Annotated in this window: 9 protein-coding genes; 4 read left to right on the forward strand and 5 right to left on the reverse strand. The window is 51.4% G+C overall.

Annotated elements, in window-relative coordinates; genetic code table 11:
• Positions 1 to 277: 277 nt before the first annotated feature.
• Positions 278 to 1,456 carry an acetyl-CoA C-acyltransferase gene (locus FH603_RS07885; protein WP_186736926.1) on the forward strand — a complete coding sequence of 393 codons (1,179 nt, stop codon included), beginning with the start codon at positions 278 to 280 and terminating at the stop codon, positions 1,454 to 1,456.
• Positions 1,457 to 1,547: 91 nt separating this feature from the next.
• Here FH603_RS07885 and FH603_RS07890 read toward each other — a convergent pair whose 3' ends face one another.
• Entirely contained in the window at positions 1,548 to 3,497 is a 1,950-nt protein-coding gene (locus FH603_RS07890; protein ID WP_186736927.1) for a LysM peptidoglycan-binding domain-containing protein, read from the reverse strand.
• Between the two features lie 299 nt (positions 3,498 to 3,796).
• On the opposite strand from FH603_RS07890, the gene FH603_RS07895 reads away from it, so the two are divergent.
• Positions 3,797 to 5,608, forward strand: a complete 1,812-nt coding sequence (locus FH603_RS07895) for an acyl-CoA dehydrogenase family protein (protein WP_186736928.1) — start codon at positions 3,797 to 3,799, stop codon at positions 5,606 to 5,608.
• A gap of 72 nt (positions 5,609 to 5,680) precedes the next feature.
• On the opposite strand, the gene FH603_RS07900 is transcribed toward FH603_RS07895, so the two are convergent.
• Positions 5,681 to 5,953, reverse strand: a complete 273-nt coding sequence (locus tag FH603_RS07900) for an acylphosphatase (RefSeq protein WP_186736929.1) — start codon at positions 5,951 to 5,953, stop codon at positions 5,681 to 5,683.
• 122 nt (positions 5,954 to 6,075) lie between these two features.
• Here FH603_RS07900 and FH603_RS07905 point away from each other — a divergent pair, with 122 nt between their 5' ends.
• Both FH603_RS07905 and FH603_RS07910 read left to right on the forward strand, forming a co-directional pair.
• Positions 6,076 to 6,570 carry a GyrI-like domain-containing protein gene (locus tag FH603_RS07905; RefSeq protein WP_186736930.1) on the forward strand — a complete coding sequence of 165 codons (495 nt, stop codon included), beginning with the start codon at positions 6,076 to 6,078 and terminating at the stop codon, positions 6,568 to 6,570.
• A gap of 98 nt (positions 6,571 to 6,668) precedes the next feature.
• Entirely contained in the window at positions 6,669 to 7,796 is a 1,128-nt protein-coding gene (locus tag FH603_RS07910; protein WP_186736931.1) for a Gfo/Idh/MocA family protein, read from the forward strand.
• 147 nt (positions 7,797 to 7,943) lie between these two features.
• Here FH603_RS07910 and FH603_RS07915 read toward each other — a convergent pair whose 3' ends face one another.
• From FH603_RS07915 to FH603_RS07925, 3 genes are read right to left on the reverse strand one after another with little or no spacing between them, the layout of a single operon-like run.
• Positions 7,944 to 8,666, reverse strand: a complete 723-nt coding sequence (locus FH603_RS07915) for an ABC transporter ATP-binding protein (protein WP_186736932.1) — start codon at positions 8,664 to 8,666, stop codon at positions 7,944 to 7,946.
• An 11-nt stretch (positions 8,667 to 8,677) separates the two neighbouring features.
• Complete coding sequence (locus FH603_RS07920; RefSeq protein WP_186736933.1) at positions 8,678 to 9,202, reverse strand: hypothetical protein; 525 nt, start codon at positions 9,200 to 9,202, stop codon at positions 8,678 to 8,680.
• A 33-nt stretch (positions 9,203 to 9,235) separates the two neighbouring features.
• A complete protein-coding gene (locus FH603_RS07925) occupies positions 9,236 to 12,256 on the reverse strand; it encodes a tetratricopeptide repeat protein (protein ID WP_186736934.1) in 3,021 nt (1,006 codons plus the stop codon).
• Between the last annotated feature and the right edge of the window lie 67 nt (positions 12,257 to 12,323).

Raw genomic sequence — 12,323 nt, forward strand, 5'->3', positions numbered from 1 at the left:
TTGATCAAGTGTTGTCTGATCGGCTTCTGACAAGACGAATGGAGTAGCGATTTGGCCCATACTACAAAGCTACTCTATTTTACTTCAACTATTAATTTGGAAGAGCACTAGAGTACCTATAAAATTTTGATCAGGATGGTTCGCTCAGCTACAGAAGCAGAGACGATTAAAAACAGTATGCACGCATAATAATTTGCAGCCTTTGTTGTAATTTTTCCCGCAAAAAATAAGTTATTGCAGTGTAATTCTGATTAATCATCGATTCAATAGTCTAGTTATGGACGCATACATTGTAGCCGGATACCGTACCGCCGTTGGCAAAGCCCCACGCGGAGGTCTCCGTTTGACCCGCCCTGACGACATGGCGGCCGACGTTATTAAACATTTGTTGAGTCAGGTACCTAGTCTTGACCCGGCTCGGGTTGAAGATCTGATCGTTGGTAATGCCGTACCCGAAGCAGAGCAGGGTATGCAGATTGCCCGTTACATTGCGCTACTGTCGCTACCCAACAGTGTACCGGGTTTTACCATTAACCGCTACTGCGGCTCTGGTCTGGAAGCCATTGCTATTGCCTCAGCCAAGATTCACGCTGGTATGGCCGACTGCATCATTGCGGGCGGGACAGAGTCGATGTCACTGGTGCCGGTAATGGGCTGGAAAACGGCGTTGAACTACGAGATTGCCAAAACGCACCCTGATTATTACATCGGTATGGGGCTAACGGCCGAGCAGGTAGCTCAACAGTTTAACATTAGCCGTGACGCGCAGGATGAATTTGCTTATGAATCACATCAGAAAGCGCTGGCGGCTCAGGTAGCCGGTAAATTCGCCGATGAGATCGTCCCAATCAAGGTCAGCGAAACTTACTTCGACGCCGAAAGTGGCAAAAAGAAAACCCGCGAGTGGACAGTAGCACAGGACGAAGGGCCCCGTAAGGATACCAGCGCTGAAGGATTGGCCAGACTGAAACCGGTCTTTACGGCGGGGGGCTCCGTCACGGCCGGGAATTCATCACAAACATCGGATGGCGCGGCTTTCGTCGTCGTTATGTCAGAGCGGTTAGTCAATGAACTTAACCTGAAACCCGTTGCCCGGATGATGTCCTATGCATCGGCTGGCGTCGAGCCCAAAATCATGGGTATCGGTCCCGTAGCGGCTATTCCTATTGCGCTGAAAAAGGCAGGGATGAAGCAGGACGACATTGAGCAGATTGAACTTAATGAAGCCTTTGCCGCTCAGTCGCTGGCCGTCATTCAGGAACTGGGCCTCGACCGGAGCCGGATCAATCCCAATGGTGGTGCTATTGCGTTGGGCCACGCACTCGGCTCTACCGGGGCCCGGCTATCGGTGCAACTGTTGAACGAAATGCGCCGTCAGAACCAAAAATACGGTATGGTGTCGGCCTGCGTGGGTGGCGGGCAAGGTGTTGCCGGTATCTTCGAACGACTGAATTAACCGGCAGTTTACATAGAAACACAACAGCGGTGGGTGATCGACTCCTTTAAAGAAGTCGATCACCCACCGCTGTTGTGTGCAATCAATATTTTTATTGCGGTTTTCGGATTACCAGTTTCTGCCCAACTTCAATGGTATAATTCTTAAGGCTGTTCCAGCGCATTAGATCGGGTACGCTCACTTTGTTGATCAACGCCACGCGGTATACGGTTTGCCCCCGCCGGACAATATGGTAATAGACCCGCCCCGCAGGCTCTGCACCGCGAACAGTCGATGGTCCCGCTTTGGTCACTGGAGCAGGTGTTGATGTTGGGGCCACCCTGGTAACTACGCGGGGTTTAGGCGCCAGAGCAGGTCGCCTTTTAACCGGACCTACAATCAGCTTCTGGCCTATTTCCAGTGGAATTCGCTCTGCCAGATCATTCCAGGTATATAGCTGCTTAAGCGTAATCTTGTACAATTGCGAGATGCTGTAATAGGTTTGTCCACGCTTGACAATATGTAGCTTTTGGGCTTCTTTAACTTCATTAGGCCGGTTCTTAGCTATTTCGGGCGCGTTTACCAGCGGCCTGACAATTGGCTCTGATTGCGCTGTCCGGGTCGGTTTGGTACTAACCGAATCGACTTTCTGACGGGCCAGTGAATCGGTTAGCCGCGATTGGGCGGCCAGTTCAACGGTGGGCGTATTAGCCATTGGCCGGGCAATGAGTGTATCGTCGATCATTGGCTTCAGCTCTTCAATTGGCAACTGCCGGTATTCTACCGGTTGCTTACGGGGCCGTTTGCTTCGAAGCCATAAGATCCGGCCTGTTTGTACGCGCTGGATGAGCTGGATGCGGTTGTACTTCAGAAGTGATTTCAGCCGAACCCCATACAGGTTGGAGACTTCACGCAATGTCTGGTTCTTTTGGACAACATGAAAAGGAATTTTAGCCCGTTTGGCTTTACGTTCGAGGTAATAAATCTGCCCTGGCAGCACCACATCCCGATCCGACAGTTCGTTGTATTCCAGCAATGTGCTGATATCGATTTTGCCGTAGTGCGCCAGCGTTATAACATTATCGCAGGGCTGTGCCTGTACACCCAGCCGGTCGTTGATGGTATAAAACACGGCGTCCTGAAATGTACTGACAGTCGATCTCGGTAGCTTCGTCAGCGTAGGAAAGCCTATATCTACGGGCCCTACTACGCTGGGTGTCAGTCGTAATTCGTCTCGGCCTTTTACAGTCGGAAACTCGTCGTTAGTTACCCGAATCAGCACGGGATATGCTTTTTCATCGGGAATTAATGTTGCCCGTAACCAGTCGTTAAACGGTTTGAAGCGCTCTTCATCAATTTGCAGTTGCCGCGAGATCGTGCGTAGTGAGGCACCCCCACTGTTACGGTATTCATAGAGCAGGTAAGTCTGGGCAGGGCGCAGCAAGGGCTCCTCACGCTCGAAAGCCAGTTTGCGGGCCATGATCGTCCAGATAAGCGCCGGACTTTGGGCATCGAGCAGCAGATAGTTTGCTTTTACGTTATTGGCAAGGCGGTCGGCCAGCGTATCGCCTTGCACGTAGCGCAACAGGGTCAGGAAATAATTGTCGGAGGTAGCTTGTAAGCGGTTCAAGTCGGCAGCCACCGTTTGCGTAGCCAGAATGGGATGATATCGCTCATCAACAGCACTGTTCACCAGCATTTTCAGCGCCAGTGCCCGGTCGGGGGTAAGGCCCCAGTACCCAACCGACCCATCACTGGAAAACGGCAATACAGCATACCGGTAATCCACGGGTAGACGCTCGGCCTTTAGTAACGGTTCCAGTAACGGGGTTAATTGACGCAGCGACTCTATATCCTGATAAAGCCTGGCGCGGTTGGCATACAAGCGTCCAACTTCGCGCTGCAATTGTTCTCTACCCTGCTCATTTAAATGAACGGTTACGCCACCGAAATCAATGTCGAACGGTATTTCAGGTAAGGCTTGTGCATTGAGTCGGCCAGGAGCTGCCAGTAAACTAATACCCGCAACAATAACCCAAATTAATACCTTCTTAACGTTCATGAGCGGTGGCGTTACTAAATAAGCGAAGGCGAAATAAGAGCCTTATCGGTAGGTAGCCGCACAAGCATGAAAAAATGAAAGTAAACCTACCAGCCAAATATACAATTCTTGCCTACAGAGTAAGTAATTATACACCCTAAATTTATCGACACTCCCTGATCAGTTAGGTATTGGGCAACGACTTGCACCTTATTGGACTATTTTGGCAAAATTTTTGTTATTAGTATGCTTGCATACTATTTATCAACGTCCTTACTTTGTAGAACGATAGTATGCGTGCATAACAAACTCCTTACGACATGATTGCTACAGAGCCCAAAGCTTCCATCAAGGGGGGCGAATTTCTGATTAAAGAAACCAACGCTGCACAAGTATTCATTCCTGAAGAATTTACCGAAGAGCAGCAGATGATTGCGGCTACCTGCCGCGAGTTTCTGGAGCGCGAAATATGGCCGCGTCTGGATGAGATCGACGCAGCCAAGTCGCCCGAGTTGATGTCGTCACTAATGGACAAAGCAGGCGAACTGGGTTTGCTGGGAACCTCTGTACCTGAAGAGTACGGCGGCTTCGGTACTAATTTCAATACATCCATGCTTGTAGCCGAAGCAACCGGGGGCGGTCACTCCTTCTCGGTAGCCCTTTCGGCCCATACGGGTATTGGTACGTTGCCTATTGTTTATTATGGCAACAATGAACAGAAAGCCAACTATCTCCCTAAGCTGGCGTCGGGCGAGTGGAAAGCCGCTTATTGCCTTACCGAACCAGATTCAGGTTCCGATGCCAACTCAGGGAAGACTAAAGCCGTTTTATCGGATGATGGTAGCCATTATGTGCTGAACGGGCAAAAGATGTGGATTACCAACGGCGGTTTTGCCGATCTGTACATCGTTTTCGCCAAAGTGGACGAAAACGGACAAACGGATAAAAACCTGTCGGCCTTCATTGTCGAGCGTTCGTACGAAGGCATCACCATGAACGAACCGGAGCACAAGATGGGAATCAAAGGTTCAGATACGCGGCAGATATTCTTCAATGACACGAAAGTGCCCGTCGAAAACATGCTCTCCGATCGGGGAAACGGTTTTAAAATTGCCGTAAACATCCTCAATATTGGCCGGATCAAGTTGGGCGCAGCTACTATTGGCGGCTCAAAAGAAGTGATCAATCATGCTATCCGGTACGCCAACGAACGCAAACAGTTTAAAACGCCTATCGCTCAGTTTGGTGCCATTAAACACAAGCTTGGCGAAATGGCGCTGAAAGTATACGCGTCGGAAACGGCCTCGTACCGGGCTGGTCAGAATATTGACGATCTGATCGAAGACCTGAAGAGCCAGGGGATGGGCGACGCCGAAGCGAAGCTTAAAGCACTGGAGCAATTTGCGATCGAGTGTGCGATCATGAAAGTACACGGCTCGGAAGTGCTCGACTACGTGACTGACGAAGGCGTTCAGGTATACGGCGGGATGGGCTATTCGGCCGATGCGCCCATGGACCGATCTTACCGCGATTCCCGCATAAACCGACTTTTCGAAGGGACAAACGAAATCAACCGGATGCTGGTCGTCGATATGCTGCTGAAGCGGGCAATGAAGGGAGAACTGAACCTGATGGGCCCAGCCATGGCGGTAGCCAAAGAGATCATGTCGATCCCGGATTTCAACACCGACGAGGAAGAAGGCTTATTCATAGCGGAGAAAAAGGTACTTCGTAACCTTAAAAAGACCGCGCTCATGGTGGCAGGTGCTGCTGTTCAAAAGTTCACCATGAACTTGTCAAGCGAACAGGAAATTCTGATGAACATTGCCGACATGGCTATCGAAATCTACGTAGCTGAATCTGTCTTGCTCCGCGTAGAGAAGCTGATCGGTATCAAAGGAGAAGAAGCCGTAGCGCTGCAAAAGCAGATGGCCTTGGTGTACCTGCATGAAGCCGTTGAGAAAGTCAACAATGCGGGCCGTGCAGCGATCACCTCTTTTGCCGAAGGCGATGAGCTACGCGGTATGCTGATGGGATTAAAGCGGTTTACCAAAATCGAGCCGATCAACCTCAAAAATGCCCGTCGTGAAATTGCCGACGCCATGATCGCCGAGAACAAATATATTTTTTAACGGGTGATGGCACACCGCCATCAACTTATTACACATAGAAAAGCCAGCCTTTCTCAGGGCTGGCTTTTTCTTTTAGCGTACTTCCATAAACCGATCAAATCCCTGAACCTCCCCGTCTGTAACACGAACGCTTTGCACATCGGTACCTTCAGGACCCGTTCTACACCAGTCGACAAATGTATCGAGTACGTCGGGCTCCCCTTCGGCATCGATGCGCAGATCACCATTTGGCTCGATCTGCGCATGGCCCATCAAGCCCAGTTTCTCTCCTTTCTGGCGGGCTTCCTGCCGAAACAGCGTACCGCCCAACTGGCCATTTACACGAATAATCCGGTTTTCTTTCATCAGTACTGTTTTTTCAACGTAACTGATCGAACACAGAAGAGTTTTCCAAAACCCTGCTGACATAGGGCTGTCACTAGTCAGTACGATCTTTGTTTTGTTTATTCACAAAGCCCTGAAATACAATGACAACACAACTAATGATCCCTGAAAATGCCCTGACTATCAATGAAACGGAAGCCTTCCAGGCGCTTACATTTGTCACAAACGCCAGCCTGAAAACAATATCCGAACACAGCCATGTCCCAGAGAATTTGTATGACGAAGCCAGTCGGCTTGGCCTCATTCCCAGCGGCCCGGTTCAGTATATCTACAACGGCGTCGATGGCAACGAGGACAATGTCTTTCGGCTGGCAATCGCCTTACCCATTGAGCAGCCCGGCGAGAGGCCCTTTGCGTTCGTCTATCGGAAGTTTCCCGTCTTTCGCCATGTATCCTACGCATATACCGGCCCCTGGAGCGATCTTCTGGTTGTATATGATGCGTTGTTTAGTCAGTTGTATCGGAATGGTTATACGAACGATGGCCGGGTGCGTGAGGTTTACAGGCTTGTCGATCTTGAGAATCAGGCAAACAACATTACCGATATCCAGATTGGTCTTGCCCCCACCACCCACTAGCCGGTAAACGAATAAAATCTGCTTAAAAAGCGCTGGAGCAACGGGTAAAGCCGCTGTAACCGGCGCTTTTTCGGTTTCAACCTCTTCATTGCTGTATCATGACAAATCAACACCCCCTGTCACGTCGCCATTTTCTGGCGGGTATGGGCGCATCGGCTCTGGCAATTCCTACGCTAACCAATGCTTTTGGTCAACCCATCCAGTCAGAAGCCGGACAGCCGGGCCGCAAACTGGGTGTCGCGCTTGTGGGCCTGGGCAGCTACAGTAAAAACCAACTGGCCCCCGCCCTGCAACAAACGAAGAACTGCCGACTGGCCGGTATCGTAACGGGCACACCTAGCAAAGCCGAGGAGTGGATGAAAAAATATGACATCCCTAAGGCGAACGTCTACGATTATAAAAACTTCGAACAAATCGCCGACAACAAAGACATCGACGTGATCTACGTCGTGCTGCCAAACTCGATGCACGAAGAATTCGTGGTTCGGGCCGCTCAGGCGGGTAAGCATGTCATTTGTGAGAAGCCCATGGCTATCACGCCCAAAGCCTGCCAGAACATGATCGATGCCTGCAAGAAAGCAGGCAAACAGCTGGCCATTGGTTACCGGCTGCACTATGAACCATTTACGCAGGAAGTAATGCGTCTGGGACAGCAGAAGGTATTTGGACCGATCAAATTTATGGAGAGCAGCGATGGTTTCCGGATTGGTGACCCAACGCAGTGGCGGATGAAAAAATCCATGGCCGGGGGCGGTCCTCTCATGGATGTAGGTATTTATGCCATTCAGGGGGCTCGCTACGTAACGGGCGAAGAGCCTCTTTCCGTTACGGCCCAGTTTTCGCCCAAAACAGAGCCGCAGAAATTTAAAGACGTAGAAGAGACGCTCTTCTGGCAGTTTCAGTTTCCGAGTGGTGCTGTCTGCAACTCCTCTACCAGTTACACAGCCGGTGTCGAACGGCTATATGCGTCCTGCCAGGATGGGTGGTTTGAGCTATCGCCAGCCTTCGGTTACGGCCCGCTCAAGGGTAGGACCAGCAAAGGGCCCATCGAAAAACCTATTGTGAACCATCAGGCTAGTCATATGGATGGCGTTTGCAAAGATCTGCTCGATGGGAAACAATTGCCTGCTCATATCACGGGTGAAGAAGGTATCCGTGATGTCAGACTTCTACAGGCTATTTACCGGGCCGCCGAAACCGGCCGTAAGATTGATCTGAAAGCATAGTCGTTTTTGCTGCTGCGCACCAGTACAAAGCCGAACACGGGCAGGGTCAAGGACCTACCCGTGTTCGGCTTTGTACAACCGCACTCCTGTGCATGAAGGCGGTTTGAGAAACCCAACAACCGTCGGACCCGATGGCCCATAACCCGGTTAGCTCGCGGCCTGCATTAATGCCTTTGCCTTGCGGATATTGGCATTGGCGCGGTCCGTTTCGACGAGGCCGTCGCGGAGCCGAACGATCCGGTGGGCGTACTCGGCAATATCTTCTTCGTGTGTTACCATGATAACTGTATTACCCTTGCTATGGATCTGGTCGAAAAGGTCCATGATCTCGTAAGACGTCTTGGTATCGAGGTTACCGGTTGGCTCATCGGCCAGCAGGATACTGGGGTCGTTGACCAGAGCCCGCGCTACAGCTACCCGTTGCCGCTGACCACCCGATAGTTCGTTGGGCCGGTGGCCTGCCCGATTTTCCAGGCCAACATTCCGAAGTGCGAGCATGGCCTTCTCCGTACGATCGGCTTTGTTAAAACCCGCGTATATCAGGGGCAATGCCACATTTTCCAGTGATGTCTGACGAGGCAGCAAATTGAAGGTCTGGAAAACGAACCCGATTTCTTTGTTCCGTACCTCGGCCAGTTCGTTTTCGCCCATACCGCTTACGTCCTGCCCATTCAGGACATACGTGCCCGACGTAGGCGTATCCAGGCAGCCAACAATGTTCATAAGCGTTGACTTGCCAGATCCCGATGGACCCATAAAAGCTACGTACTCGCCTTTCTGAATCGATATCGTGACCGACTTAAGGGCTTCGATGACTTCGCTGCCCATTATGTAGCGCTTGGCAATGTCGCGGGTTTCAATAATATTCATGTAGCTTGTCGTTACGCACCAGCGGCCAGGGCGCCACCAGCAGCCGCCACTCGCCGACGGCGTTGAAAATAATTTCGTATAAAAAGACCCGTCAATACTACGATCGACGCGTTTGAACTATCATCCTCAACGCTGATATCGCCATGTTCGGCAAAGAACGAGCGAGTGAGCGAATAATTGATTGTTTCCTTATCATCGGCATCGGAAACGCCCTCCCGGATCATATCCCACTCCCGCATAAGCATATTATGGCGTTTCCAGGTATAGGTCTCCCCCGACTCCAGCGCCAGTTCAGCACGCTTACCGAAACGGAGCGTGATCGTACCGACAATCCGGTCATCTGCCTTTGTATCATGGATGGAAACACTATGAATGAGAAAACCCGTCACGTCGAATCGAAGCCGAACATCATACAGATACGCATCGACATCGGCAGAGAATGCCCGTCCCTGCATGCCGCCAACCGGCTGGCCAGCCTCAACAAGCACAACTTCCCGGCTGAAAGCTTCTTTGGTCCAGCTAAGTTCTTTTTTCATAGTGTCCTGATTGAGAAGAGAACCAAAACTAACCTATTCCATAAACTTTTGCCGATCCTTTTCTATTGACGCTACTTTTTCCTGATAAGTCGTTGCAAACGCCTGATAGTCGGCAGGCGGAGCAATGGCTCGTAGTTTTGTCAGGCCATCTTCGGCATAGTCCCGCAGGCGCAGGTCGAGGCAAAGAGTGACATACGTTTTGAGCAGACCGGGATTGTCTTCGTTGAACGGCAAGGCCGTAAGGACCAGTTCATAAGCCCGCTTTGATTGTTTCTGCTGCTGCTCAAGTTGCGCAGCCGCTGTTACGATCCGGGCGCTCAGGGGAGCCAGCCCTAACGCCTGTCGGTAGGCTGACTGTGCCTGTCCCAGCCGCCGGGTTCGTTCGTAAGTCTGTCCCAGCCAATAGTACCGTTCAGCCTGATGCTGGGGTAAGATGGGTTCTTTGGCCACGGTTTCGGCCGAGCCAACGCTCCGCCGGAAAGCCGACAGCCGTATAGCAGCTATGGTACGCATTGAAACGGCAACTGGACTGACCGGACTGGCACCTGGTAATCCTGAAAGCACCAGTTGCGCATTTCGCCACTGCAACTGGTCCAGGTAGTCATTTGCCAAAGCCACGCCCGCCACAGTTTTCAGATCAGCATTCTGGATAGACTCCCAATAGCGGCCCCGATTTGGGTCATCGGTCCGGTAGGTCACATAAACCGCTTTCTCTACATCTGACGCCGGTTGGCGCTCATCATACAGCACTTGCTTCAATGCTCCAACGGCCGGGTCGTTGGCGGAGGCCACTTCCCAAAGTGACTGTGCCAGCACAGGGTCATTGGCTTTGGTCAATGCCACAGCCCGGTAATAAATCGATGTCGTATCGGTGTTCCCGGCGAATGTTTCGGCAGCTTTGCGGTACAGTCCCTGCTCAATTAACCATAGTCCTGCAATAGACCGGTAGGCAGGTCCGTTGCGCTGATCGCCCTCCGCCAACTGGCTCATCAGGCTGAAAGCCGTGGAATAATGATGACGATGGTACTCTGTTACAGCTCGTGCGAGCAGCAAATCATCGATAAAATCCTGATTAACGGGGTCGACAGACTGGCGTTGTAGGGTAGCAGCCAGTGTAGTATCTGGTCGCTGGTTGGCCAGTGCGTAATTGTACAAACTGGCAAACCGGCCGACACTCAACCCCTCGTTAGGGGAAATGTTCGTTAACCAGCCGGGTTGTTTGGGCGATAACGTGTCGTTACCAACTACCAGCCGAATGGCCAGCGCGTTGGCCTGGTACGACTCATACGACAAGTCAGCCAGATCGGTAGCCAGGGTCGAATCGGCGGCCAGCACTTTCGGATTACGAGCATAAAAAGCCAGCAGATTCGCCATCGGTACCTCATTGCGGCTGGCATTGCTGGTCGCTGACTTCAGGTAGTAATAGGCGGAGTCAGCCACACTCGTACGGGCATAAAGAAATCCAAGGTTATTTTTCAGTTCTCCACTTTGGGGAAACGCCCGAATACCCTGCTGCAACGTTTTAACGGCTTCAAAAAACAGATCTGTCTGCAGGTAGATCTGGCTCAGCCCAGCATAATCCTGGGGGTTAGCCTGTTTCAGCAGTGCCTGCCGAAAAAAGAAAGCAGCCGCGGTCTGGTTGTTCTGCGCCAGCGCCAGCGACGCCATGGCGTAATTGGATTTGTGATTCTGGAACTCCTCTTCCAAGGCCAGCTGATAAAACGCATTGGCAGAATTTGATTCCCCACTGGCTACATACAGATCGCCAAGGCCATTGTAGTAACCGGCAAAGCCCTGGCGCAGGGTGATCAGACCACCTGAGGCTAGTAACGCCAGCACACCAAACACGCCTGCTATCCGAAATAAACTCAGTTCCAGCCGCTTGGGCTTATACAGTACTTTATAAATAGGGAGGTGTTGCCGATATAAAGCCGAGAAGTTAATATATACATAGGCGATAAAGAAAACGCCCATGGCCAGGTGCGTATAGACAATCACATCTTCGAAAGCTTCTACCAACGGGTCATTGGCTGTAGCGAACGCATAAGCAATGGTAAGAGTCGTAAGCAGGGCAAACCCCGCATACAAATAAGCACCCCCATCGCGAAACGACAGGGTGTTCTGCTGCTCAACCAGCCGCCGAAAGCCCCAGATACCAATCGTTATCGAGATCAGATAGATGAAGAAAGGGCTGATGGCCAACACGTCCCAATCGAGCAATTTCGTGTTTTTGAGCCAGATCAGGATCAGGTTGACCAAGTACAACAAGCTGATGAACAGGAAATTATTCATGCCCAATGTCCGACGTGTGCCAGCCGACGAACCATCCCCCTCCGGACGTCCCGCCGAGGTAAGCCAGACTAACCCGGCCATTATTTCGGTAGAGACGAAAAAGATAAAGCCTACGCTGAATACCAGCAAGACCGGCATTCCGTAACTAACCACGACCAAAGCTGGCAGCAGGACCGGCGATAAAGCACGGATCGCCATCCACACAAGCGCCGTTAGCAGCCCGAAAGCCGCAAGCCGAACGGGAATGGAAAAGTCGGAGCGGAACGCATGGAAATAATAGCTCAGGGAGCCGAACAGAAACGTGAGTAGCAGGAACAGATATCGACCACCCAGACCTGGTACTTCGAGCATCTCCCAACGGAAGAAGGCAAGCCCCAGAATTATTACACCCATACTGACCAGGTACCGAACCCGATCGAACCGGGTTACGGCACTTAGCAACAGTACAAAGGCAAAGCTGATACCAACCAGAAAAGCCGTAGCTATGCCTGGTTGCACCGTCATAGCCGAAGCGACAAACTGCTCCGATACAGCGTAAGCTTTCCCGCTCACGGCATAATCGAGCAGGCCATCGGTAAAGGCATGCAGCGTGATGGGTAGTTCATTCAGTTCGCTCAACACATCCCACCGGACTACGTTGCCGAGACCCCGTGCCCAGGCAATTCCGAACAGAGCCAGACTGATGATGAACGAAATGAAACTTAGTAAGTACGTAAACCGGTAAGTACGGTTCCACGAATTCCAGAACAACAGGGATGACATGAAAGAGAAACGTAGTTAAAGGCCCGTTAGTGCCTGCTCCCTTAGCCTGAACAGCTAACGAATCAGG

Source organism: Spirosoma utsteinense (assembly GCF_014282275.1).
Classification (GTDB): domain Bacteria; phylum Bacteroidota; class Bacteroidia; order Cytophagales; family Spirosomataceae; genus Spirosoma; species Spirosoma utsteinense.